The following is a 26,848-nucleotide window of genomic DNA, read 5'->3' as shown; positions in this document are numbered from 1 at the left end:
ATTTTAAAAGCCAAGTTAAAAATTAATTGCAATAAAAAAAGTAGCATACATCACAGCTGCAAAATTTCTCTATTCAAAATGAATTTAAAATTTTGTTATTACTTTTCCAAAAATTCTTTGCCATGTTTTCACGGATAACCCAACTTTCAGAAAAAAAATTAATTGGACTAAGCCTAAAAATGAGCTTAGCAGAAAATAAAACGGTCGAATTGTGGCGCAGTTTTATGCCCCGCAGAAATGAAGTTAAAAATCGTATTAATGCAGAATTAATTTCACTCCAAGTATATCCAGCCGATTTCAATTTCGAACAATTTAATTTTTTGCCCCTTTTGATAAATGGGCTCTAGCCGAAGTGAATTCCTTTGAGTTTGTTCCGGAAGGCATGAAAACTTTTATTTTAACGGAAGGTATGTATGCCGTTTTCTTGCATAAAGGTCCGGCCAGTGAAGCAGAAAAAACATTCCGTTATATTTTTGAAAGCTGGTTGCCCGCTTCGGGCTATGCGCTAGCTCAAAGACCCCACTTTGAAATTTTAGGTGAAAATATAAAAACAATGACCCTTCCTCTGAAGAAGAAGTATGGATTCCTGTAGCAAAGAAAAACTAAGCTATTCCTTACCTCAATTAATTGTTTACAAACAATTCTTTCGCATAAATCACTTTTTCAACTTACCGTTAAATAGGTTTTTTTCACAAAATAAAATGGGCCTCTGTGCTAAGTAATAAGTTAAATATCCAATATCTTCAGGTGTTTCAAACTTTTTAACACTAGGACTATCGTCAATCAAATCCTTTTGAACTTAGCATGGTCAAACAAACTAATAATTTTAGTTGTAATTTTAGGTAGCTTTCAAATGAAATTTAACACAACAAAAAAATTCCCATGAAATATAACTTTAACCTTCCATCAGGACTATTTAGAAACATACTGTTTTCTTATTTAAGTTTTGTTTTAATTGGAAATATTAATGCTTCCCAAGTATATTGTATTCCCCCTTTTTCGAATTGCTTTGTCGAAAACATCGATGCAGTTGCCATTGCAGGAACTGGCTTCAATAATTCCGGTACAGGCTGTGCCAACACAAATTCCATGGGATATTCCGTTTATGCACCCAGCTATTATACCACCGCTTCATTAACCAAAGGAGGCTCCTACACCATTAGCGTAACAACTTCCGTTTCGTGTATAATTTCGGTATGGATTGACTTTAATCACGACAATGATTTTGATTTTTTGGAGTGGAAGCAAATTAGTACTGCATCCACAGCAGGGGTGCCTGCCTCAGCAACCATGTCTATTCCTACAAACGCGCTTACGGGTGCAACACGAATGCGTGTAAGGGCACGTTACCGCGGAAATTATAATGGATCAGGCGACTATTGTACAAACTTCACGAATGGTGAAACCGAAGATTACCTAGTAACGATTTATGATTATTGTGATATACTATATGGTGGCTTGCAATGCAACGGACTTTATAACATAAATGATTTTTCCATTGTTGGAACTTCATTAGTAAATAATGGAACCGGATGTTCGGGACTTAACAATAAGGCTTTTAAAGTTTACCCACCTAGTGGAAATACAACCACCTCACTTCAAAAAAATACCACTTATTATTTTAGCGCAGCTTCTCCTACCAGCCATGCCATTGCTGCTTGGGTGGATTATGATCACAGTCATACTTTTGATGCCAGTGAATTTACTCTCATTTCAAGTGGAAGTAGTCCGGGAAGCGCATCAATTGCTCCCTTTACAATTCCGGCTAGTGCACTATCGGGGCCAACCGCAGTTCGGGTTCGAGCAACCAGTCCAAGCTTTCAAATTACAGCGGTGGATGCTTGCAAAATTTTTACAACAGGGGAAACTGAGGAGTACACCGTAACAATTGTATCCTCACCAAATATTGAGGCAACATTTCGCGTAAACATGAGCAATCAAATAATTTCACCCAATGGAGTTCATTTGGCGGGAAGTTTTAATAATTGGGACGCCAATGCAACGCCCATGCTGCCTATAGGAGGCAATGTGTATGAAGCAATTGTTAGTTTAGATACTACTAGCACCATACAATATAAATTTATTAATGGAAATACTTTTGCAGGTGAAGAAACGGTACCTGCCTTATGCGGAATTACGAATGGCTTAGGCGGATACAACCGAAATTTAGTAGTACCACAAAATAATACTATTCTAAATACAGTTTGCTTTTCATCCTGCTCCAATTGCTCATCACCCGGAAATTCAGCTATCACTTTTCAAGTAAATATGAGCAATGTATCTGTATCACCCAATGGGGTTCATTTGGTAGGTAGCTTTAATAACTGGGATGCCAATGCAACGCTTATGTCTCCAAGTGGTAACAATATTTATACTGTCACTCTCAATTTAGATAGTACTTCTATTGTTCAGTATAAGTTCATTAATGGTAATAGTTTTGGTTTTGATGAAGAAGTCCCTGCATCATGCGGCGTACCTAATGGTGTAGGAGGTTATAACAGAAGCTTAGCAATCCCACAAACTTCAACTACTTTGCCGCTTGTTTGTTTTTCATCCTGCACAAATTGCATTGTATCAACAAATGTAAACGTTACTTTTCGAGTTGACATGAGCAATGAATCAGTGTCACCAAATGGAATTCATCTTGCCGGAAGTTTTAATAACTGGAATGCAGCTAGTACTGCTATGAATCCGATAGGATTAGGAATATATGAGGTTACGCTTCCGTTGGATTCGAGTGCTACTATTCAATATAAGTTTATAAATGGTAATGCTTTTGGTATGGATGAACTGGTTCCTGCTGCATGTGGCGTATCAAATGGTGTTGGAGGTTATAATCGAAATTTAGCGGTACCTGAATTTGGAACTACTTTAAATTCTGTTTGCTTTAGCAATTGTAGCAACTGCACAACTTCCAACCCAAAAGTGAATGTAACTTTTAGAGTGAATATGAGCAATCAAGTAATTTCTCCGAACGGAATTCACCTTGCAGGAAGCTTTAATAATTGGGATGCGGATTCAACTGCTATGGCACTTGTTACTGCCGGCATTTATGAAGTAACATTAGCACTCGATTCAACGAGTACAATTCAATATAAATTTCTAAATGGAAATACCTTTTCAGGAGAAGAAACGGTGCCGCAGGCATGCGGTTTATCAAATGGCTTTGGAGGTTATAATCGTAATTACAAAGTGCCGGAGGCAAATGCTACACTTCCTTTGGTTTGCTTTTCCTCTTGCAATAACTGCCCAACAAATTCCCCTCTTGTAAACGTAACTTTTCGAGTGAATTTAGGCAATCTGCAGGCATCCGCAAACGGTGTTCACCTCACAGGTAGTTTTGTAAACTGGGATGCCGATTCCATCCAAATGATTCCGGTAGGTGGCAATCTTTATGAGGCTACACTAGCATTGGATTCAACAAGTAGTATCCAATACAAATTCTTAAACGGAAACACTTTTTCAAACGAAGAAAGTGTGCCCAGTACTTGTGGTATTTCAAATGGTTTCGGTGGTTATAACAGAAGTCTAAATGTACCGCAACAAAACACAGTTTTATTTCCAGTTTGTTTCGCTGCTTGCACTGCATGTGCAACTCCTGCTTCCTATATAAACGTTCAATTTCGTGTCGATTTGAGCGGAAATAGCATATCACCCAAAGGAGTTCATTTAGCTGGAACTTTCAATGGCTTTGATGCCGATTCAACTGAAATGATGCCTATTGGAGCTAATGTATACGCTGCTTCTATCAGTTTGGATAGCACACTTGTAGTGCAATATAAATTTTTAAATGGCAATGCATTTGGAATTGGGGAAGACGAAATCGTTCCTGCTCAATGCGGCTTTCCCAATGGTTTAGGAGGCTATAATCGACAATTAAATGTGCCGGAATCAAATACTGCATTGCCTACTGTTTGTTTTGAAGCTTGTAACCCCTGCAATACGGTTGGTATAGAAGCAACTGAAGAAGCACTGCATGGCTTGAGTATTTTCCCTAATCCAGCCAATGTTTTTGTTACAATACGCTACACACAAAAAAGCAGTGTTCCTATAACCATCTTAATCTTTAATTCTAGCGGAAAAATAATAGAGAACCATTTCATACAAAATGGTACCGCTAATTATCGCTTAGACATTAACACTCAAAATTATTTACCGGGGCTCTATTCAGTTCTGATAAATGATGGAAAAGAGCAACACAGTAAAAAATTTATCATAAATAGGTAACTCCTCTCTTTACGTTGATTTTGATCAAATGCGCATCTATTCCTGAATCTGCTTTTATTAGTACATTCATAGTTTTAAAATTGTTTGTTAAACAGGAACTAGTAAAATGACGCGAGCGCAGTTGAATAAAAGCACTTTAACTTTTCTAACCAAACTCAGTGAAAACAACAATCGGGAATGGTTTACCAGCAACAAAAATACCTACCTCAGTAGCCATCAAAACCTTTGCGATATTGCAGATGCTTTGATTAAGGAAATGAACAAACACGACCAACTCGAGAACGAATCAGGTAAAAAGAGTTTATTCCGCATTTATAAAGATGTCCGTTTTAGTAAAGATAAATCGCCCTACTCTCCCCGCTTTGCCTTTGGTTTGAAACGTGCTACCAAACTACGTAGAGGCGGATACTACATCCATATTCAACCCGGAAAATCTTATTTAGCTTGTGGATTTTTTGCTCCTAATCCAGAAGATTTAAAACGAATACGACAGGATATTGAACTGAATTATGTAGATTGGAATAAAATTTTATCCCAGAAAAAACTCAAAAATTCCTTTGGTGCAATGCAGGGCGAAAAGCTACTAACTTCACCCAAAGGCTTTCCAAAAGAACATCCAGCAATTGAATTGTTGCGTTATAAACAATTTATTTTTCGACACCCTCTTAACGACAGCGAAATTTTGGCCAGTGATTTTGTAAATAAGGTAAACGAACTATTTAAACGAATGCGCCCTTGGCTTGATTATATGAGTGAAGTGCTCACTACTGATACGAATGGAGAATTGATTCGTTGAAAATAAAAAGAAGAAATTAATTTTCTGAAATTAAACCAATCGCAACTTCTTGCCGGGACGCAACACAGTTGTGGATTTTATTCCATTTAGACGGCATAATTTTTTAAGCGGAATATTTTTGCGCTGTGCAATTTTTCCTAAGGTATCACCTTTTCGCACCACATAATATTTTCCATGCTTTCCGTGTTTAGAGGCATATTTTGAATGATCTCTAAAATCAACTAAATAATGGAAACAGCTACGGTCAATTGCCACACTATCCATCATCAATCTACTGTCAGAAAACGAAATAATTGAATTTGGATTAATGGGCATGCCTTTGTAACGCACTTCAAAATGCAAATGGCTACCAAAAGAATGTCCGGTATTGCCACCCAATCCAAGCAATTCGCCCGATTCCACATGCTGTCCAATTCTAACATGGATAGCAGATAAATGCGCATAAATAGTTTCCAAACCATTGCGGTGACGCACCATAACTACATTTCCAAAAGTGGAACTTCTGCGGGCAATTCGAACTGTTCCTTCAAATGCACAACGCACCGAATCGCCGGTGGCCAACTTAATATCTACACCATAGTGATAACGCACGCGACTTCTCGGGCCAAAATCAGAGGTAATGACACCCGAAAACGGATGATTGTAATCGCAACGGTATTTATCTTGTAATATAATTAAGGAAGTATCACTTTTTAGGGTTAAATCAATTTTATAAGGATTTACACTTATCGTATCCCAAATTCCGTAATAATCGAAGTTAGGATCGTAACTGCTGGCTTCCGATTCGTTAATGTTATCAGAATTATCAATATCATCAAAACTCTCGATATCATCCGCTTTCATAAAATTTTCAGGTGAAATAGGATAAATAAGGGTGTCTTTGCCCCTGTCGGCAGATGCAGTTGAAGGGCCGGCGTTCTTTTCGCTGCCCGCAAATGCACTTACTAAAAGCAAGTTACAAAAGACTAGTACCAGTGTTAAACCTTTTTTCAAACTCAATTATTTTTACAAATTCGATGAATGGTAGTTTTTTAACTGCGGCTAAAATATTAATTAATGTTTAATATCAAAAAAATATTTAGCCCAATTGGGATAAACTTGCTGTTAAGTTTCGTTAATAAGTCCGAAAGTATGATTTGGCGGGCGCTTGCTAATTTTTTATACTTTTGAGGAAATTTCCTGAACGGGAATTTTTTTATACTCAAAAATCATACAATAATTTTTTATCATGAAGACAGCAGAGATTGTAACAAACAAAGGAACTTTAAAAGTGGAGTTTTTCGAAAAAGATGCTCCCAATACAGTTAAAAACTTTATAGACCTTGCCAAAAAAGGCTTTTACGATGGACTTACCTTTCATCGCGTTATTCCTGATTTTGTAGTCCAAGGCGGTTGCCCTAAAGGAAATGGCACCGGTGGTCCGGGATACAAAATTAAATGTGAATTAGACGGTGAAAATCAATACCACGATAAAGGCGTGCTTTCAATGGCTCATGCAGGAAGAGATACCGGCGGCTCACAATTTTTTATTGTGCTTAGCCGAAGCAATACCGCACACCTCGACCGCAACCATACTTGTTTTGGAAAAGTCGTAGAAGGCCTCGATATTATTGATGATTTGCGCATGGGGGATGTGATGGAAAAGATTACTGTTTCCGAAAATTAATCCCCAACCAATTGGTTGCCAAAAAATGCAAGCTGCTTATAAAATAAAGTAGCTTGCATTTTTTGTTTTGATTAAGAAAAAAAATAATCCTATTTTCAACCTCTATGTTTCAAGCACTCGTCGGCATCATTATGGGTAGCAGCTCTGATTATACTATCATGAGCGAAGCTGCAACACTCCTCGAAAAACTGGAAATTCCTTTTGAAGTCAATATTGTATCGGCTCACCGAACACCCGAAAAAATGATGGAATATGCACATACTGCTCATACACGTGGGATAAAAGTAATTATTGCCGGAGCAGGTGGAGCAGCACATTTACCTGGAATGGTAGCAGCGGTAAGTCCCTTACCGGTGATTGGAGTACCCGTAAAATCAAGCAACAGCATTGACGGATGGGATTCTATCCTAAGTATCTTGCAAATGCCAAACGGTGTTCCGGTGGCAACTGTTGCCTTAAATGCAGCTCAAAATGCAGGAATTATTGCTGCCCAAATTTTAGGTACTGGGGATGCCGCAATTCAAAACCGTATCATCACGTTTAAAGAAGAATTAAAAATCAAGGTGAACTTGTCGCAAAAAGAAGTGAGCGATAAGGGATATAAATTCCAAACGAAATCATAAATCTATACTCACAATTGATGCAAAAATATATAAGCTCCCTCCTTTTATTTAGCGCACTTTGGAGTATAGCGTTTGCAGGAAATGACAACCTTCCACTTGGTGCACGTTCGGCCGCGTTAGGAGGAGCAAGTGCTACCCTCAGCGATTTGTGGAGTGCCCAAAACAATCAGGCAGGTCTGGCACAATTAGATACTATTGAAGTTGGCGTGTATGCCACACGAAATTTTTTATTGCCCCAACTTGCCTATAATGCTTTTGCCGGTGCCTTGCCCATTAAAGGTGGTACTTTTGGTTTGAGTTATTCTCGTTTTGGGTATTCAAAATACAACGAAAATAAAGTTGGAATTGCATTTGCAAAAAAATTGGGCGATCATATTTCAGCCGCTGTACAACTCAATTACCTCAGTAAATTTATTGGGGATGGTTACGGAAAAAACGGAACAATTGCTGCCGAATTCGGCATACAAGCAAAACTGGTGAAAGGCCTTTCAGTGGGTGCGCATGTATTTAATCCAACCCGCGCCAAAAGTGCGGATTACAACAAAGAAAAAATTCCAACTATTATTAAGGTTGGCGCTCAATATGCTTTCTCAGATAAAGTATTTTGGGCCATCGAATCCGAAAAAGACATTGATTACAAGCCCAATTTTAAAACCGGTATAGAATATCGTGTAGTCCCTCAACTATACATACGCGGTGGCATCAGCACACAACCTACCTTAAGTTCTTTTGGCTTTGGCTTAGTATTGAAAAACTTCAAGTTAGATGTGGCTGCCAATTACCATGAGCAACTTGGCTTTACCCCTCATCTTGGATTAAGTTATGGTTTTAAATAAGGAGCGCATGAAACTGCATCGACTCACTTTTTTAACTTTCCTATTTTTTTTACTTGTATTTATTTTACCCCATGCCCTGTTGGCACAAGATAAAGAGACCAAACTAGACATTCAACAACGCATCGAAAATGCTGCTGAAAATGCAGAAAATGAAGAAACAGATTACACTATTTTATTGGATGAACTTCAATATTATCAAGAACATCCTATTAACTTAAATTATACAGATCGGGACGAACTCAGTAAATTGGAATTACTCAGCGATATTCAAATCAATTACCTCTTAAAACACATCGATAAAAATGGAAAATTAATGACCATTTACGAATTGCAAACCATAGAAGGTTTTGATTTGAATTTGATTTTTAGAATTCTTCCTTACGTGAAAGTTGAAAATAATTTTGACAACCCCCATGTTTCCTTTAGTGAAATTTTTAAATACGGAAAATTCCAACTAGTATCACGCTACCAGCAAGTACTGGAGCAGCAATTGGGCTATTATGCGGCGAATCATTTGTCGGATAGCGTAAAAAAGGAACACCCCAATTACTATTATCTCGGACCACAATTTAAATTGTATGAACGATTTAATTTTACTTATGCCAATAAGATAAATTTTGGCGTGGTAGCTGAAAAAGATCCGGGCGAAGAGTTCTTTAAAGGTTCACAAAAAAACGGATTCGATTTTTATTCGGCTCATCTCTTTCTCAAAAAATTTGGAAAACTTAAAGCACTTGCTCTTGGCGATTTTCAAGCGCAATTCGGTCAAGGCATTACGTTTTGGAGCGGTTTAGCCTTTGGAAAAACAGCTGACCCAACGGTGATAAAAAAAAGTGCCCGAGGTTTAAGTGCCTATAACTCGGTGGATGAAAATTTATTTTTGCGTGGCGGTGGCGCTACAGTTGCCATTAAAAATTTTGAATTCACTGCTTTTGGTAGCACAAAAAAAATTGATGCCAATGTTTCTGTTTTAGATACACTAAGTAATAATGCAGAAGAATTTAGTGCTTTTCAAACATCGGGTTTACACCGCACCAAAACTGAATTAGCCGATAAAGATGCTGTTACCGAAAATATTTTTGGAGGCAATGTATCGTATGTGACACGCAGTTTTTCGGCCGGAATTACCGGAGTAAAAACAGAGTATAAAGCCAGCTTAAAAAGAAATTTAGGGGTGTACAATAAATTTGAATTCAATCAAAATCACAACTTAAATATTGGAGCCGATTACAATTATCTCTGGCGAAACTTCAATATTTTTGGAGAAATCTCCCGCAGCGAAAATGGTGGTATCGCATACATGAATGGCGCTTTGATAAATTTGGATCAACGCTTTTCTATTTCTGTTTTGCATCGGCATTATGGCAAAGATTACCAGCCATCAAAATCAAAAGCATTTGGAGAAAGCTACACGAATTTTAATGAACAAGGTTTATTTATTGGTGCAAGTGCTAAAATTCTGCCCAAGTTTACTTTAGCAGGATATTTCGATCGATTCACTTTTCCTTGGTTGAAATACCAAGTGTATGCGCCTTCTCATGGCTACGATTACCTTGCCCAACTTAATTATACCCCTTCTAAAACCATAGATATGTATGTGAGAGTGCGCACCAAACTCAAACAGAAAAACACTCCCGAAACAGTTGATTATATTGATTATTTAGTCAACACAGAAAAAACAAATTACCGATTTAATATTTCGTATTCCTTAAGTCCGGAATGGAAATTTGCCAATCGGGTTGAACTTATTAAATACAAGGAATCAAGCTCCCCAAGTAGCACCGGCTATTTAATTTATCAGGATATAAAATTCAAACCACGAGGATATAAACTTTCGGTGATTGCACGCTACATGTTGTTTCAAACACAAAGCTTCGATTCACGTGTATATACTTACGAAAATGATGTTTTGTATTCCAATTCCATTCCCTTTTTTAGCGGAAAAGGAAGCCGCATATTTGCTTTAGTAAATTACGATATCAGTCGTAATGTTGAGGTATGGGTGCGCTATTCCCAAACTTATTTCACCAATCCAAATGTATTTATCATCACAGATTCAGGCAGCTTGGATACCGTAATCGGAAACAAAAAATCGGAAATAAAAGTTCAGGTGAGAATCAGCTTTTAAATAATTTCTTTTGGTGATTAGCTGATTAGCCGATTAGCTGAATTTTGTATCCCCCGCAGGCGGGGGCAGAGGGTGGAATGGAACGCGTATTTGTTGATTGGCTGATAGGATAATTACCGAACTAAAAACTATGTGAAACCTATATTTCTATGTGTCTATGTGTTAAAAAAAAATGGCAACTCTGTTCCTACACCTCATCCACCACAAATCCCACCGAGCGTAAATCCTTCCAAAAATTAGGATAAGATTTAGTTACCACTAGCGGATCTTCAATTTCCACTTCATCAAAGAGCATCGATAACGGAGTTAAACACATGGCCATTCGATGGTCGTTATAGGTTTTGAAAAAGGATGTAGGTGCATGAATCGATTTTTTAATTTTAGGAATTAAGAGATTTCCAATGTCCAAATCGGTAGCAGATACTCCAATTTTTTTTAGCTCTATGATGATTGCTTTTATACGATCGGTTTCTTTTATTCTAAGCGTGCGTAAGCCATACAGCTCCGCGTAAACTTCCATTGCAGCATAAGTAACAGCAAGTGTTTGAGCAATGTCTGGTGTATTCATCAATTCAAGATGAACATTGGCAATTGGAATAGTGATAGCTTTTTTAGTAAGATGAATTCCGCCTTCAATAAAAGTAGTCTTCACACCAAGAGGCTCAAAATAATCCACGAGCGCAGAATCGCCCTGCAAGCTATTTTTTCTTAATCCCCAAATTTTAAAATCCACCTCTTTTGCAAAGGCAGCTATTTGATACCAATACGAAGCGGCACTCCAATCGCTTTCGATGTTGTATTCCTTTAAGTTAAGAGGATTATATGCTTGTGGAGCTATTTCAATTAAAGAATTTTTCCAAGTAGATTTTACACCAAAAAAATCCATCATTTTTAAGGTCATTGCCAAATAAGGTTTTGAGATAATCTCACCTTTTAACTGGATAATAAGTCCACTGGGCAAAGTGGGAGCAATCAGCGCAAGTGCCGATAAATATTGACTGCTCATGCTTCCATCTATTGCAATAGCACCTCCTGCTAAATTCTTTCCGATAATTTCTAAGGGTGGATATCCATCCTTTTCAAGATACTTGATTTGTGCACCCAACTCGTTTAGTGCTTCCACCAATAATTTAACAGGTCGTTCCTTCATCCGCTCCGATCCAGTTAACACGCGTTTACCCTCAACTAATGAAAGGTAAGCTGTTAAGAAACGCATAGCCGTTCCGGATGCTCCAACGTCAATAACAATATCCTGTTTATCAGATTTTAAAATCGCATCCAACACCACTGTATCATCTGCGGTTGAAAGATTATTGATTTTAAATTTTGCACTGCAGAGCGCCTGAATAATAAGGGCTCTATTGCTTTCGCTCTTGGAAGCGGGTAAGTGTATTTCTCCGATTAAACTTTTAGGCGACTTCGAAATTCTGTATATCATCCAATCAATTTTCTATAAAACTCAAGCGATTCAAGAATTAATGCTTCTGAACACTGGCAATTAATTTCGCACTTTCCAATTTCCGACAACAAGGAAAAATTAAATTGCGTTCCCTCATTTTTCTTGTCGTTACGCATAAAGCGGATCAATGTTTCAAAATTTTGAGTCTTAATTTTATATGGCTTGAAATCGGCGATGAAGTATTCAACTATTTCGTTGAATTGTTTTTTGGCTAAACCTGATATTTTAGTCGAAAGGTAACTCTCACAAAGCATTCCAATTGCAATTGCTTCACCATGCAAAAGTGGCTTTTTATCCTTTTGAAGAGAAAAGCTCTCTAGCGCATGACCAATAGTATGCCCAAAATTCAAACTTTTTCGAATGTTCTTTTCTAAAAAATCTTGTTTAACTATTTGATTCTTTATGCGCACACTTTGCTTAATAAGTGATTCCAGGTTTGAATTGTTTAATGTATTGGACTTTACTTGTTGCCACAATTCCTCATCGGTAATCAACGCGTGTTTCACAATTTCGGCATACCCCGATTTTAGTTGAATTAGAGGCAATGAATTAACAAAAGGAGGATAAATAAAAACCGCTTTAGGATTCGAAAATAATCCCACAGCATTTTTTAGCGCATTTAAATCAATACCCACTTTGCCGCCAATGGAGGCATCCACTTGAGCTAATAATGTAGTAGGGAAATTAACAAAATCAATTCCTCTTTTATAGGTACTTGCTGCAAATCCGCCTAAATCGCTTATTACGCCACCGCCTAGGTTTATGAAGAGTGTATTTCGATCGGCATTAAAATTTGCCAATTGCTCCCAAATACGTGAACAGGTGCTTATATTCTTATTCGTTTCACCGCTTTCAATTTCAATAAAAAGTGCATCCTTTAAATAATCAATTTCGATTAAAAGTGGAGTGAGGCAATGCTTGCTCGTATTCTCATCGAGCAGCACTACATATTTTGAATAGTTGCTTTGTGCGCCCGAAAAAAAAGAGTTAGTTAGCTCATAAAAATCTGAACCGATATAAACAGAATAACCTGTGGATTTTATTTCGGTAGCTTTCATAGAAATATTTTTCACAAAGAAACAAAAACTTTAAATTCTATTTTTTTTAGCACATCCACACATTTAAGCCTAGTTTTACCTTCTACTAAATACAATGAAACTCGACTATATTCCCAATATTAATTCTTACAAAGATGATTTGGTGCGGCTTTATGCATTTAATCAAGCGGAAGCAAAACTATTTCACGATAAAATTCATGAAGTGTTGGTGCTGCAAAAAAATAACCTGGCGCTTGAAAGTCTTGATTTTATTGAATCACGTAACTGTAAACTTACGTTACGTATGGCAAATAGCGACGAAGGAATTACCTCAGAAGATGCTACGAATTTCTATTGCGATTTAACCTTGGAGGGCTACATTAACATGCTTGAGCTCCTGAAACCTTTTTGCAGCAAAGAAACCAAAGGGCATCAATATTTGTATTCCGATATCGATTCTCCTACCGATTTCCTTTTCTCTCCGGCAGGAACTTGGGAGTAAACTAATTTCCTTTCAGTAAAAATTGTAAGATAGAAAAGAAGACAAAATCTTAACTAAATTGATAATTCAACTTTATCGAATTTAATTCAATCAAGGCCTGCTGCAAGCCCTCTCTAAATAGTTTAAAATTACTAAAGGAACTCTCTTTCAAGTTTTGATAATACTCAATTGCATCGGCCAAATTCTTAATAAAATTTTGAAAATGATTTTTTCTTTTGGCATCCAAACTATCCCCCTTTAATTGATTTAATTCATCCGTGAGATAGTTAAAATAAATTTTCATCTCTGCTATAAAAACGTGCGGTCGCTCTGCATTTCGGATAATATTTACCTTTCCATAAATATGATCAATCATGGTTTTTAAGCTTACCACTTCCGAAAAATTTGCAATGTTAGGTCCGGGGCAAACATTTACCGATTTTAAATTTTTAAGAAATGGTTCATCGTAACTCAATGCAGCGGAATTGCTCAAGCCAACGCACAAACATTCCTTAGCAAGTACTGCAGACTTCTGCATTTCATAATCAGCCTCAGGCAAATTTTGTTGGCTCAAACTTTCCAATTTTAGTTTTTGATACTTATGCGATGCAGTGCAAATAGGCGCTTTGGTAAATTCGGTATTAAAACTCAAATGCTTTTCTGTACACGGACTACCCGGCTTTCCATCCTTTATTCGCTTTTGTTTTTCAAGGTCAGACGTTGTGCCTTTTAAATAATGAAAGCGCACACCTAAAGGTGAATTGTTACTCAATACCACATCTTCCTTATTTGCTTTTGCAAGTAATTGAAGAGTATGCTCATCTACTGTGGTAGCTTCAGGAACCAGCAAAAAAGGCGTTCCCCAACCGGTGCTGCTCACTTGGTAATTAGAGCGCAAAAATGAATCCTCTTCGGCTGTTCCAATTCCACCTTGAACAGAAATTTCAATCGCAGGAAAATCAGTAAACAGGAAGCCCGTCTTTTTTTCAATACAAATTTTATAAATATCAAAAATGGATTGAGCCAATTCATTTCGTTTAGTTTTAAATTCTTCCAGGATAGGCCCCAACAAAAAGCCATCTGTAGCAAAAGCATGCCCACCGCAATTCAAGCCCGATTCAATTCTAAACTCACTTACCCAAATTCCCTTCTTTGCTAAAAACTTTCCTTGAATTAAAGCAGAGCGAAAATCACTCACTTTAATCACCACTCTCTTTTTAAAATTAAAATCCTTATCGGGATCAAATGCGCTAACACTTTCCATGTAACTATACAATCGCGGATTCATACCTGCCGAAAAAATGATGGAGGAATTGCTCAGTGAACTGTTGATATATCCGCGCAAAGCAGCAACCGCTTCGGATCCATCCGGAATTGAATTCCCCTGCACATCGAGTGTTTCTTGGTCTACTTTTGTCATGATGTTCACATCAATACCACCTGCTACCACCTGTGAAACAAGGTACTCTTGCTGTTCCTTTTGTATTGTTAAATCAGCACAGTTCAACATTTCAGCATATAAAATAGCCAAATGACTCGTTGCCGGCAACATTTCAAAATATTTACACAAATCGCTGCCTGCCTCAAAAGACTGCACTTTTAGTTCTTCCACTTGCTTGCTAACGAGCAAATCCACCAAATTCAAATAATCGCAAATGCGCTTTGCGCGATAATCCGGTTCTTGATCTGTTATAGGAACATAGGTCAATCCGGAAAGCGGATAATAATGTTTGCGCATCATTTCAATCAATCGATCTTCAATGATTGATATCACCGACGAAATGCCATATTTAGCGACTTTAATTGGAGAATCAATAGTATAAGCTAATCCCATCACCGGGATGTGAAAGGTATGTGCTGATTTTTGGTACATGCTGTTGTCCGCTAATTTTAAAATGGAGATTGTAAATGCTTCTAAGAACAAGTGTTGGGTTCCATTTTACTCAGCACAAGAAGCGAAAAGAGGGCGCAAAATTACTTGTAATTCCAATCATAAAAAATGACGAGCATCATAAATTCACGCCAACAAAACCGCTTCAAGGAATTGCAAATTCTGAACAAATTTGGGTTGAAAAGATTCAATCGGATATGATTCCAATCAGTTTTTTCATTCCGCTTCCATTCTACTATTGAGGAAATTTTTGACACTAATTATAACTCCCAAAAAGATGACACTTGTGCAATCCCAAACGCTTGTAAATACAAACACACAACAAACATTCACCTATGAAGAAGCACTAGCAGCTTCGCTTAACTATTTTGATGGCGATGAATTGGCCGCTACAACTTGGCTTAATAAATATGCGGTAAAAAATAAGAAGGGTAAGCTAACCGAACTTACCCCCGAAAATATGCATCGCCGAATGGCTCGTGAATTTGCACGCAAAGAAGCTTTGAGTAAAAGCAAATTAAGCTTAAATGGTAGTTTTAAACACCTGTCAAACTATGGACAAAAACGGATTATGCTCGAGGAAGAAGCCATTTTTCAACTCTTTCATCAATTTAAATATGTGATACCACAAGGGAGCGTAATGTCCACTTTAGGTAATCCCTTTGTTATTGCGTCCCTAAGTAATTGTATTGTGTTGCCGGAAGTGTATGATTCTTATGGAGGGATTTTTTATGCCGATCAGCAAATGGCACAGCTTTTTAAAAGACGATGTGGGGTTGGATTAGATATTTCCACGATTCGACCGGAAGGTATGTTTGTTTCCAATTCAGCCGGTTCTACCACAGGGGCAGTATCTTTTATGGAGCGATTTTCGAATACTACCCGTGAGGTAGCCCAAAACGGAAGGCGCGGTGCATTGATGATTACAATGGATATAGCGCATCCTGATATTGAAAAATTTATCACCCTAAAACAAGATTTAAAAAAAGTAACCGGTGCGAATATTTCCATTCGCTTATCCGATAAGTTTATGAAGGCAGTGGTTGCAAATGAAAACTTTAAACTACAGTTTCCAATTGACAGCCCAAATCCTGAATTTGAAAAAACAGTTAAAGCCTCCGATTTATGGAACAGCATAATTACCTGTGCACACAATACTGCTGAACCCGGACTAATTTTTTGGGATCGACAACACCATTATTCCACCTCTTCGGTGTATCCCGAATTTAAAAATGTTTCCACCAATCCCTGCTCCGAAATTGCAATGCAAGGAGGCGATAGCTGCAGATTAATGGCACTTAACCTTTATAATTTTGTGGAGCATCCCTTCACCGAAAATGCAGTATTTAATTATTCAAATTTTTACGAAAAAACCTATGAAGCGCAACGTTTGATGGACGATTTGGTGGACCTCGAATTAGAAGCCATTGAGCGCATTCTCGAAAAAATAAAAAGTGACAAAGAGCCGGATTATATTAAAGAAACGGAGCTACGCACATGGAAGTTGCTTTATGAATCAGGTAAAAAAGGACGTCGCACAGGACTTGGATTTACAGCACTTGCAGATGCAATGGCAGCGCTTAATTTAAAATTCGATTCAGAAGCCGCCCTGAGTGAAATTGATAAAATCATGAAGCAAAAATGCCGCGCCGAATTTGATAGCAGCATTGATATGGCCATAGAACGTGGTGCTTTCGAAGCCTTTGATCCCGCAATAGAAAAAACATCCGATTTTATTAAAATGTTAGAGACTGAGCTTCCCGATGTATATGCACGAATGATGAAATTTGGAAGAAGAAATATTTCGCTCAGTACTGTCGCTCCTACCGGAACACTAAGCCTTCTAGCACAAACTTCTTCGGGAATTGAACCGGTGTTTATGCTGGCCTACAAGCGTCGAAGAAAAGTGAATATACATGACAAGAATGCAAGCATCGATTTTATAGACCCAATGGGTGATGCTTGGCAAGAATTTACAGTGTATCATCCCAAACTAAAAATTGCGATGAAGACCACAGGAGATAAAAATATAGAAAATAGCTCGTACTATGGTTCCACTGCTAACGACATCAATAGTGAACGTAGAATTGAACTGCAAAGTATTGTTCAAAAATACACCACACACTCTATCAGTTCCACTATCAATTTACCAAAGGAAGCCAGTATTGATGAAGTGGGCAAAATCTATTTGAATGCTTGGGAGCAAGGATTAAAAGGCATAACGGTGTATCGCGACGGTTCACGCACGGGTGTTTTAGTAGCCGCTAATGAACCCAAAAGTCAAGAAAAAAGCAGCAGCATTGTTGAAACAAATGCCCCCATTCGCCCAAAGGTTATTGATGCCTCTGTTATCCGTTTTCAAAACGCTGATGAGAAATGGATTGCCTATGTTGGTTTGTTAAACAATAAGCCTTATGAAATATTTACCGGCAAAGCACAAGATGCTTTTAGTATTCCAAATTGGGTTGAAAAGGGTTGGATTATCAAAGAAAAAAACGGAAAGGGCAAATCGCGTTACGACTTCCAATACATGGATGCAGAAGGATATCGCGTCACCATTGAAGGCCTTTCGCGCTCCTTTGACAAAGAATATTGGAATTACGCAAAACTATTAAGTGGCGTACTTCGTCACGGTATGCCACTTCCGCAAGTTGCTAACTTAATTGAGGAGTTACATTTGCTGGATGAAAATATAAATACCTGGAAAGCAGGTGTTGAACGCGCATTAAAAAAGTTTATTCCCAATGGAACACTAGCAGCGGATCATGCTTGCGGAGAATGCGGTGATCCCGAAGGTTTAATTTATGAAGAGGGCTGTTTAAAATGTAAAAACTGCGGTCACTCTAAATGCGGGTAGCATTCTTAGGATGCAGATTTTATTGCCAGTAAGCTTTTGATGGCAGGTATTACTAAAATAAAAAATCCAATTAATAAACCGATTCCTGCAAAAGTAAATAGTTCGAATACCACTGATAAACTATGCATGAGCGCTTGAAAATTTGTAACCTCACCGGGGCTGCTGTGAACTGCCTTAGTAATGCCTGCCGCAAGTAAGGCAATCCAAAATACAAGCAATGAAATATTACTTAACCATAGTCCTAATTTTAATCTTACTAAGTTGGCGGAAATGAACCGGCTATCTTCCAATGACAAAATATAAAATATGGATGCCAACAAGAGCATTGAATTTATTCCAATAGTAGTGCCCATGGCATGTGCAACAGTGATGTGTGTGCCATGCGTATATTGATTCACCGCCGGAATAGATAGTAAGATGGCAAGTATTAAATTCAAAAATATCCAAACGTCTGCCGCCATTAAAAATCGATAGGGAATAAAATGAATATGCTTTAGTGAAGCGCTAACTGTCTTACTCCAATTTCGGATGATGTTTCCCAAAATCAACAATTCCGTCATGCTTATAATATATGCAGTATTCTTAATCCATGGTGCTGCAGGAATAATATAAGTGTGATGTCCCCAATTAAACATCAAGTTTGCTAATCCTAAAAAATAAAAAAAGAAAGTACTCGGAACTGTTGCCAACTTTTTGTCCCCACTTATTTTTTCCATCACATAAAATGCTGTTCCATAAATAAGCATATTCCAGGAGCCTACCATGCTTCCATTCGCCTTCCACTGAACAGTCATATCTCGAACAACATCATTCCCGAAAAATGCAAATTTCCACATGTATGATTCTCCAAATGTTATCAGAAAAAATAATACGCCGGTTGCCCACATCCACATATAAACAGGCCATTCACGCAGATTCCAATTTATGGTGAAAATAAAATTAACTGTAAACAAAAGCCAAGTGAGTAACATGGGGAGCGCAAAAATGGGGGGAAATTCTAAATATTCGCGTCCACCAAAATACCCCAATAAATAAGCAATTAAAATGCATACACCGGTAAGAAGTAATAGCACCAAATGTGCATGAGCAAGAAACATGGAATACAATTTACGCCCGCCGATTTGTGGCAAATAATAATAAACTCCACCCAAGGCTGCTGTAAATATCCAAGTAATAACAAGGCTTACATGTATTGGTCGCGTTTTATTAAATGGAAGGACTTCTTTCAAAAACTCAGGAAGTATATACTGAAAACTACCAATAACTCCCGCAAACAATCCTGCTAATAATGCTACTAATGCGGTAGCAATAAAAAGAAACGATATGCGCGAAGTTTTCATTAGCATTGAGGACTGACCAGCAAATTAATTCACAAAATTAATTTCGGTATGCAGGCTTGCAAACATCCTTGCCATGGCTATTACACCACAATATTTATCAATAGCTAAATGTACTGCTCTTTCAATTTTTTGGTGCTCAGTTGCTGCACTCTTAATATTTATCTTTAGAATAATTTCTTTGTACATTTTAGGTTGAGTATCGGTAAGTTCGCCACTCACTTCCATTTCAAATGCATCAATCTTTAACCGCATTTTATCGAGTATGCCCATAATTTCCATTCCTGCACAACCCCCAATGGCCGATAGGATAAGCGGTTTGGGACGTGGACCAAAATTATCTCCACCGTGTTGCTGCAATTTATCCAAGTGAATAGTATGTTCATTTACTTCGCTTGTAAAATGCATTTTGCCTTCCCATTTGGTAATTACTTGATGAACATCTTTTTTAATTGCTGACTGCGTTTCCATTTTTTAGATTTTTAATTCTTTGTATTTAACTAATGGGTTGAAAATGTGCTGTAAAATGCCTCAAAAATTGAGGTTCCTTTGTAATTTTTATACCCTTAGCATTTTGCTTAGTGCGCATAATCTCATCAAATACTTCCACCACATAGTCAATATGCGATTGAGTATACACCCTGCGAGGTATAGCCAGCCTTACTAACTCCATCGGTGCAGGAATTAATTTTCCGGATGCATCGTATTTTCCAAACATTACCGAACCAATTTCACAACTTCTAATTCCACCAATTTTATAAAGTTCACACACCAAAGATTGGCCAGGGTATTGCTCCACAGGAATATGATCGTACAATTTTTTTGCATCAATATATACCGCATGCCCTCCCACAGGATAAATTATGGATATGCCCTTTTTTAAAATAGCTTCACCCAAATATTGTGTACTGGTGATTCTATACTTTAAATAATCCGGTTCAAATACTTCTTTCAGTCCAACAGCAATTGCTTCCATATCACGTCCTGAAAGACCTCCATAAGTGGTAAATCCTTCGGTAATAATTAGCAATTGCATGCAAGCATCCGAAAGCTCTTTACTTCTTAAGGCAAGAAAACCGCCCATATTAACAAGCGCATCTTTCTTGGCACTCATGATGCAAGCATCCGCAAGTGAAAACATTTCTTGAGCAATTTTTTCAAATGAAACATCTTTGTAGTCCGCTTCATGGGCATGCACGAAATAGCTGTTTTCAGCGATGCGACAGCAATCCAAAATAAATAATACACCGTATGCTTTGCAAATCTTGCTCACTTCCTTTGCATTTTGCATACTCACCGGTTGCCCGCCACCACTGTTATTGGTAACAGTGAGTATAACTCCTGAAATAGAATCTGCTCCGTATTGTTTAATTAATTCTTCAAGCTTCACTGTATCCAAGTTGCCTTTGAAGGGATAATTAGAAGTATAATCAATTGCTTCCTTTACAGGAATATCAATTGCAGTAGCTCCACTGAATTCAATATTTGCACGAGTGGTATCAAAATGTGTATTGCTTATAAAGTACTTTCCTTTACCTCCGATGTGACTGTATAAAATGCGCTCAGCTGCACGTCCTTGGTGTGTAGGAAGCAAGTAAGGCATTCCGGTTAATGCGTGCACTGCTTTTTCAAAACGCTGCCAACTTCTGGCACCGGCATACGATTCATCACCTTGCATCATTGCCGCCCATTGGTCGCTGCTCATGGCAGACGTACCACTATCGGTTAAAAAATCAATAATTACTTGATCTGAATTTAACAGAAAAGTATTGTAATGCGCTGCTTCCAAAAATTGCACGCGCTCTTCGGCAGTGCTCATGGTTATTGGCTCAACCGTTTTTATTCGAAAAGGCTCGATAATTGTCTTAAAGTTCATAATTAATTTATTTTGGTTCTGTCTGATTTTCGTTTCAATGCTAATTTAAATTGTCTTTTTTCTTCTGAAGTGCTCGGCGCAAAATCACAGATTTGGGTTGGTTTTGCCTGTTCGTCCAATGCCACAAATGTAAAATAGGCCTCAGTTGTTAGTACGGATTCCATAGTTGGAAGACGTTTAGCCCACACTGCTGCATAAATCTCCATAGAAGTCTTAAAAGCCCTTGCAATTTTTGCTTTAATAGTTAAGATGTCGCCCAATTTTGCCGGTTTTATAAACGAAACTTTATCGATGGATACAGTAACCGCAATTTTTTGCGCATGTGTTTGCGCGCATATTGCACACGCAATATCCATCAGTTGAATGATACGTCCACCCTGCACAATACCCATTGGATTGGTATCATTCGGAAAAACAACTTCCGACATCGTTACTTCTGAATCTACCGATGTTTTATATTTTTTCATTGCGTTTTAATTTCAGGCTTTTCCATTTTTCCAATCTCCCATTTCAATTTTTTTCCAAAGCCAAGTGTGCTGTCTATCATTTTAATACTATGCAACTCTATTGCCCAAAAATCGCCATGCATTGCTATCGAAACCGGATGTTTTAAAAAATACCTTTTCTTCGCTTCTGCAAGAAGATCATCATTTAACTCTAAAAATTTTCCAGTAAACTGAATACCTTTTACAACACCTGCTTTGTGTGTTCCGGGAGTGATGGTACCTGCAACCGCATTATTTTCTAGTGCGTTTTGAATGTGCTTCGTACTTCTGTCGGACTTAATTATAAGGAAATTTATTACCTGCATATATGCATAAAAACAGCTTGCACAATAAGGTGCATTTAATGAAACGGTGCATAGGGTGAGTTGGCTTTCCGCTGAAATAAACGACTGAATTGAATTTTCCATTAGCTTAATTTTTGAAATTTGGCTTGAAAAAATCTCAGGTATTGCGGCTCATAAACCATTTTTAATCCTTTAATTTTTTTTCGATTTAAATACACCTGCTCCACCGATTCAGCAACAACATCCATGTGTGCTTGCGTGTATACACGGCGGGGAATTGTTAAGCGTACCAATTCTAATTCGGGTAAGTAATCTTCTCCTGTTTCTTTATTCCTTCCGGCAGATACTATTCCTCTTTCCATAGCACGCACACCACTATCGAGATACAATTCGGCAGCCAGAGCTTGCGCTGGAAATTGTTTTTGTTTAATGTGTGGAAGAAACTTTTTAGCATCCAAAAATATTCCGTGACCACCAATAGGTCTCACAATTGGAATCTTGGCATCGATTAATTTATTTCCCAAATACTCCACCTGCCCTACCCTTGCACGTATGTGATTGTCATCCACCGACTCGGTAATTCCAATCGCCATGGCCTCCATATCACGTCCTGCAAGCCCTCCGTAGGTATGTAAACCTTCATACACCACCACCAAATTGCTTGCTTCCTCATAAAGTGCTTTATCATTCAAGGCCAAAAATCCACCTATATTCACCAATGCATCCTTCTTCGCACTCATGGTAGCACCATCTGTAAGCAAGCAAATTTCTTTCACAATCGATTTAATGGTACGCTTTGCATAACCGGCTTCTCTTTGTTGAATAAAATAGGCGTTCTCTGCCACACGCGTCATGTCGTGTATTATTTTAATCTTGTACTTATTGGTTAAAGCTCTTAATCCTCGTAAATTTTCCATCGAAATGGGTTGGCCACCTGCCATATTTACGGAAGTTGCTAAAGACACATAGGGAATTTTCTTGGCTCCAAATTTTTTGATAATCCCTTCCAGTTTTTCCAGATTTACATTGCCTTTAAATTTATGCTCACTTACTGAATCATGCGCTTCATCAATAATAATATCCATAAAAGTTCCACCTGCCAACTCTTGATGCAAACGTGTAGTGGTGAAATACATATTGCCCGGAACAATGTCACCCGGCTTAATCATAAGCTTTGAAACAATATTTTCTGCTCCTCTTCCTTGATGTGTTGGAACCACATATTTGTAGCCATAGTAATTTTTTATCACCTCTTCTAAGTGATAAAAATTTTCGCTCCCTGCATACGATTCGTCCCCCATCATCATTCCCGACCATTGCTTGTCGCTCATAGCACTTGTTCCACTATCGGTAAGCAAATCAATATACACATCGCGCGAACGCAATAAAAAAGTGTTGTAACCTGCTGCTGCAATTGCTTTTTGTCTTTCTGCTCGTGTGGTCATTTTAAGCAATTCCACCATTTTAATTTTATAGGGTTCTGCCCATGAGCGTTTTAATTGTGTTGCCATAATTTATTTTTTAGTAGGATATGTTATTGCAGTTGCATCAATATATTTTAAGTACGCTATCATTTCATTAATTTCATTTTCGCTCAAATTAAAATTGGGCATCCTTTGCGATCCCGCTGCCAATAAAGCTTTTGCGTAACTGTCGTTATTTCCTCTTGCCCGTATGCAGGTAGTTAATTCAGGTCCAAGGTATCCGCCCAAACCATAAATTTGGTGACAAGCTGTGCAGTTGAATTTTTGATACAGTAATTTTCCTTTCACCGCTTCAGGGTTCATGTGCACAATAGCTGTGGAAGTTCCTTTTGTATAAACTAAAAAGGAGTAACTCAAAAAAAGAAAAAATAAAAAAAGAAACACTAGTGGCTTGTACACTGCTTATGAATATAAAGGTGTATGATTCAGATTTCGACGCAGTTCGAAACTTTGTTGATTCTTCTGACGAGTAACTTTTAAAACTGAATAAGAGAAATATGGCGAATGCAAAAGGTTCGAATTTTTTTGCATTCCGCAAGCACAAAAACCATTTTGATTCTTTTCAAACAGACTGATTATAGCCTGATTCAGTGGTAAGCGCTCGGATAAGGAAGTTGTTTCAAACGTTTCCATTAGGTTCTTCTCTTTTAAAGAAGCATGCTATTTTTAACATCCAATTTAGGAATGCTAGCAGGAAACAAAATTCTGTTTTTTAAGTACGACCTTCTATGACCATTATCATGAAAATCGACAATATTAAAAAGGAAGAAAGATTTAAAGCGGAAAATTTTTCGCCACCTCTTTCGCAACAATTTGCCCCGATATTATGGTTGGGGGAACGCCCGGACCTGGAATACTTAATTGTCCGGTATAAAATAAATTGCTAAGCTTTTTGTTTCGGATGGAAGGCTTTAATACAGCAGTTTGCATAAGGGTATTGGCCAAGCCATAAGCATTGCCACCAAATGAATTATAATCTTGCTTGAAATCAGAAATACAAAAACTTTTTTTCACAACAACATGTGGCAATATAGATTGCTGGGTCAAATGCTCCAAACGTTTCATAATGATGTTATAATACCTTTCTCTTATTTCTTCTGTATCTTCTAAATCAATTGCAATGGGAATAAGCAGTACTAAATTCTCTTTGCCTGCCGGAGCAACGCTCGAATCGGTTTGAGTAGCACAGGTAACATAAAAAAGCGGATCGCTCGGCCATTGTGGGCGATCATAAATTTCTTCACTATGCGTTGAAAAAGAACTGTCAAAAAATAAATTGTGGTGCGCCAGTCGCTCTAAGCGTTTATCAATGCCCACATAAAACATTAAACAAGAAGGCGCCATTTTTCGGCTCGACCAATACTCCGCACTGTAGTTTCGATACTCGGCAGCAAGTAATTTTTGTTCTACATGATGATAATCAGCAGCAGCAACCACTACATCTGCCGCAATGAAAACACCATTCGACACTACTCCTTTAACCAATCCCTGCTCCACTTGTATTTTTTCAACTACTTCACCCGCTAATAATTTAACGCCTTGCTTGCGAGCAACATTCACCATTGCCTCCACAATTTTAAACATCCCACCCATCGGATACCAAGTACCTAAAACCAAATCGGCATAATTCATCATGCTATATAAGGCAGGCGTTTCGCTGGGTTTAGCTCCTAAAAACAAAACAGGAAATTCCAGCAATTGTATTAAGCGTGGGTTTTTAAAATGTTTCTGAATGTCTTTGCTAATAGACTTAAACAAATCCATTTTAAAAAGAGCTTTCAATATTTTAATATCCATAAACTCCAAAATACTTAAACTGGGTTTATGAATAAAATTGGTCATGCTGGCGTGGTACTTAAATTCAGCATCGGCTAAAAATTTTTTTAAGTGAGCGCTACTGCCCTTTTCTTCTTTCTCAAAAAGTGCATACAATTGATCCAAATTTGCCGGAATTTTAAAAATATCGTCCGGTCCAAAAAACATGTGGTAAGCGGGATCCAGGCGAATTAAATCATACTGTTGAGCAACAGTTGTATTAAATTGTGCAAAATAATTTTCAAAAACCTCGGGCATCCAATACCAACTTGGTCCCAAATCAAAAGTGAATCCATCCAATTGCAAGATGCTAGCACGGCCACCAAAATTTTTGTTCTTTTCGAGTAAGGTAACTTCGTATCCTTTTTGTGCCAGGCTTGTTGCTGCCGATAATCCCGCAAATCCCGACCCTATTACCACTACCCTTTTTGAACTCATATAATTTTTTTGTTTACACAACAAGTATTTCTTGCAATTGTTTTGAAGGTGCACTGCACTTTAAAAAATACTTGCAACCTTTACAAGGCAAAGGTACATTATCTAATTTTGATTGATCTGAAAACATAGATCTGGAGGTCACGTATTTTTCATTATTCCATATCGTTTTAAAATCCGAAGATAATAAGTTCCCAAATGATTCACTTGGTCGAAAAGCAAGGGAACAAGGAAATACTGTTCCATCCGCACCTACATAAATACTTGCCCATAAACTTTTGCAATTGCTGGTTAAGCCATCAAGTAACGCTGGATCCTTTCTGTAATTTTCCGCTTCATCATATATATCCATCAACTTTAAATTCGCATCAAAAACCTCGAAGTTGCTCACCCCAATTTCGGTTGCTTTTGCTTTTGCAGTTTCCAATTCAAATTCATTGTGTGGAAATTTTAAAAATTTCCAGGTGACAAAGGGAAGCGAACTTTTACCTTTTCGTTTAGCATCCACCATTAACTGCAGATTATTTGTTACGGTATCTATATTTCCTTTCACTCTATATTTCGAATACACCTCCTGACTCGCTCCATCAATTGATAAATACAAGTGCGTAAGTCCCGATTTCACAGCTTCCTCCGCCATACTTTCATTAAAATGATTAAAGTTGGAATGCAAAGTGGTTCCCACTTTTTGCTCATTGGCATAGGCAATAATGTCGAAAATTTCCTTGTTTAAAAAAGGTTCACCCCAGTTGTAAAGCGCAATGCTTATTGCACGATCCTTTACTTGATCAAACATGTGTTTAAAATCGTTCAATTTCATAAAGGCCGGCTTTACCATTTCTGCATGCTTAATACCGGTGTGACAACCCGGACAGCGCAAATTACAAACGTTACCAGGGTCGAAGGTATACTTGTAAGGATAACTCTTTAAACGAGCTTTTCCGCTTTTGTATTCTCTTCTATTTTCAAGTATATTTAATAACTTTTTAGGAGTTGAAAAATGATTCAAATAGTATAAATATTTCTTGTAGGCTGTGTATCGTATCATGACAAAGAATTTTAATAAACCCACAAAACAAGATTTTTTTTCACGAAAACAATATGTCCAAA

At 37.7% G+C, this 26,848-nt stretch carries 21 protein-coding genes and 1 pseudogene; 9 read left to right on the top strand and 13 right to left on the bottom strand.

The window, feature by feature from the left end:
• Positions 1–122 precede the first annotated feature (122 nt).
• The 3 genes and pseudogenes from IPP32_08100 to IPP32_08090 all read left to right on the top strand — a co-directional run bounded on the left by IPP32_08100 (position 123) and on the right by IPP32_08090 (position 5,023).
• Positions 123–606 (top strand): annotated as a pseudogene (locus IPP32_08100) (AraC family transcriptional regulator).
• A 276-nt stretch (positions 607–882) separates the two neighbouring features.
• Entirely contained in the window at positions 883–4,227 is a 3,345-nt protein-coding gene (locus tag IPP32_08095) for a T9SS type A sorting domain-containing protein (protein ID MBL0048039.1), read from the top strand.
• 106 nt (positions 4,228–4,333) lie between these two features.
• Entirely contained in the window at positions 4,334–5,023 is a 690-nt protein-coding gene (locus IPP32_08090) for a DUF2461 domain-containing protein (GenBank protein ID MBL0048038.1), read from the top strand.
• Positions 5,024–5,053: 30 nt separating this feature from the next.
• Here IPP32_08090 and IPP32_08085 read toward each other — a convergent pair whose 3' ends face one another.
• Positions 5,054–6,016 carry a peptidoglycan DD-metalloendopeptidase family protein gene (locus IPP32_08085; protein MBL0048037.1) on the bottom strand — a complete coding sequence of 321 codons (963 nt, stop codon included), beginning with the start codon at positions 6,014–6,016 and terminating at the stop codon, positions 5,054–5,056.
• Positions 6,017–6,251: 235 nt separating this feature from the next.
• On the opposite strand from IPP32_08085, the gene IPP32_08080 reads away from it, so the two are divergent.
• The 4 genes from IPP32_08080 (at position 6,252) to IPP32_08065 (ending at position 10,276) form a co-directional block, all read left to right on the top strand.
• Complete coding sequence (locus IPP32_08080; GenBank protein ID MBL0048036.1) at positions 6,252–6,689, top strand: peptidylprolyl isomerase; 438 nt, start codon at positions 6,252–6,254, stop codon at positions 6,687–6,689.
• A 104-nt stretch (positions 6,690–6,793) separates the two neighbouring features.
• Positions 6,794–7,312 carry a 5-(carboxyamino)imidazole ribonucleotide mutase gene (purE, locus tag IPP32_08075; protein ID MBL0048035.1) on the top strand — a complete coding sequence of 173 codons (519 nt, stop codon included), beginning with the start codon at positions 6,794–6,796 and terminating at the stop codon, positions 7,310–7,312.
• Positions 7,313–7,329: 17 nt separating this feature from the next.
• Positions 7,330–8,148, top strand: a complete 819-nt coding sequence (locus IPP32_08070; GenBank protein ID MBL0048034.1) for a hypothetical protein — start codon at positions 7,330–7,332, stop codon at positions 8,146–8,148.
• Between the two features lie 7 nt (positions 8,149–8,155).
• Positions 8,156–10,276, top strand: coding sequence for a hypothetical protein (locus IPP32_08065; protein ID MBL0048033.1), 2,121 nt, complete (start codon positions 8,156–8,158; stop codon positions 10,274–10,276).
• Positions 10,277–10,463: 187 nt separating this feature from the next.
• Here the strand turns inward: IPP32_08065 and IPP32_08060 are convergent, their stop codons facing one another.
• Together IPP32_08060 and aroB are read right to left on the bottom strand one after the other, a co-directional pair.
• Positions 10,464–11,714: a 3-phosphoshikimate 1-carboxyvinyltransferase gene (locus tag IPP32_08060; GenBank protein MBL0048032.1), complete on the bottom strand. Its 1,251-nt coding sequence runs from the start codon at positions 11,712–11,714 to the stop codon at positions 10,464–10,466.
• Positions 11,711–12,793: a 3-dehydroquinate synthase gene (gene aroB, locus IPP32_08055; protein MBL0048031.1), complete on the bottom strand. Its 1,083-nt coding sequence runs from the start codon at positions 12,791–12,793 to the stop codon at positions 11,711–11,713. Before aroB ends, IPP32_08060 begins: the two co-directional genes overlap by 4 nt.
• A 94-nt stretch (positions 12,794–12,887) precedes the next feature.
• Between aroB and IPP32_08050 the strand changes: the two genes are divergently transcribed.
• Positions 12,888–13,274, top strand: a complete 387-nt coding sequence (locus IPP32_08050) for a hypothetical protein (GenBank protein ID MBL0048030.1) — start codon at positions 12,888–12,890, stop codon at positions 13,272–13,274.
• Between the two features lie 49 nt (positions 13,275–13,323).
• Here IPP32_08050 and IPP32_08045 read toward each other — a convergent pair whose 3' ends face one another.
• Positions 13,324–15,126 carry a flagellar FliJ family protein gene (locus IPP32_08045; GenBank protein MBL0048029.1) on the bottom strand — a complete coding sequence of 601 codons (1,803 nt, stop codon included), beginning with the start codon at positions 15,124–15,126 and terminating at the stop codon, positions 13,324–13,326.
• Between the two features lie 295 nt (positions 15,127–15,421).
• On the opposite strand from IPP32_08045, the gene IPP32_08040 reads away from it, so the two are divergent.
• The gene (locus IPP32_08040; protein ID MBL0048028.1) at positions 15,422–18,001 is read left to right on the top strand and encodes an adenosylcobalamin-dependent ribonucleoside-diphosphate reductase; all 2,580 of its coding nucleotides are present in this window, start codon (positions 15,422–15,424) and stop codon (positions 17,999–18,001) included.
• Between the two features lie 5 nt (positions 18,002–18,006).
• On the opposite strand, the gene IPP32_08035 is transcribed toward IPP32_08040, so the two are convergent.
• From IPP32_08035 to IPP32_07995, 9 genes are all read right to left on the bottom strand, one after another.
• The gene (locus tag IPP32_08035) at positions 18,007–19,341 is read right to left on the bottom strand and encodes a cbb3-type cytochrome c oxidase subunit I (protein ID MBL0048027.1); all 1,335 of its coding nucleotides are present in this window, start codon (positions 19,339–19,341) and stop codon (positions 18,007–18,009) included.
• A 24-nt stretch (positions 19,342–19,365) separates the two neighbouring features.
• On the bottom strand, positions 19,366–19,809 hold the full coding sequence (locus IPP32_08030) for an OsmC family protein (protein MBL0048026.1): 444 nt from the start codon (positions 19,807–19,809) through the stop codon (positions 19,366–19,368).
• A gap of 25 nt (positions 19,810–19,834) precedes the next feature.
• The gene (locus tag IPP32_08025) at positions 19,835–21,214 is read right to left on the bottom strand and encodes a tryptophanase (protein MBL0048025.1); all 1,380 of its coding nucleotides are present in this window, start codon (positions 21,212–21,214) and stop codon (positions 19,835–19,837) included.
• 2 nt (positions 21,215–21,216) lie between these two features.
• Positions 21,217–21,681, bottom strand: a complete 465-nt coding sequence (locus tag IPP32_08020; protein ID MBL0048024.1) for an acyl-CoA thioesterase — start codon at positions 21,679–21,681, stop codon at positions 21,217–21,219.
• Entirely contained in the window at positions 21,678–22,127 is a 450-nt protein-coding gene (locus tag IPP32_08015) for a hypothetical protein (GenBank protein MBL0048023.1), read from the bottom strand. The genes IPP32_08020 and IPP32_08015 overlap by 4 nt, the downstream gene beginning before the upstream one ends.
• Positions 22,127–23,515, bottom strand: coding sequence for a tyrosine phenol-lyase (locus IPP32_08010; protein ID MBL0048022.1), 1,389 nt, complete (start codon positions 23,513–23,515; stop codon positions 22,127–22,129). Before IPP32_08010 ends, IPP32_08015 begins: the two co-directional genes overlap by 1 nt.
• 3 nt (positions 23,516–23,518) lie before the next feature.
• Complete coding sequence (locus IPP32_08005; GenBank protein MBL0048021.1) at positions 23,519–23,887, bottom strand: cytochrome c; 369 nt, start codon at positions 23,885–23,887, stop codon at positions 23,519–23,521.
• A 375-nt stretch (positions 23,888–24,262) separates the two neighbouring features.
• Complete coding sequence (crtI, locus tag IPP32_08000; GenBank protein MBL0048020.1) at positions 24,263–25,741, bottom strand: phytoene desaturase; 1,479 nt, start codon at positions 25,739–25,741, stop codon at positions 24,263–24,265.
• A gap of 13 nt (positions 25,742–25,754) precedes the next feature.
• Positions 25,755–26,786 carry a radical SAM protein gene (locus IPP32_07995; protein MBL0048019.1) on the bottom strand — a complete coding sequence of 344 codons (1,032 nt, stop codon included), beginning with the start codon at positions 26,784–26,786 and terminating at the stop codon, positions 25,755–25,757.
• Positions 26,787–26,848 lie beyond the last annotated feature (62 nt).

It is taken from the genome of Bacteroidota bacterium (assembly GCA_016721765.1).
Lineage (GTDB): Bacteria > Bacteroidota > Bacteroidia > UBA4408 > UBA4408 > UBA4408.
This window is presented reverse-complemented; position numbering and strand designations above follow the sequence as displayed.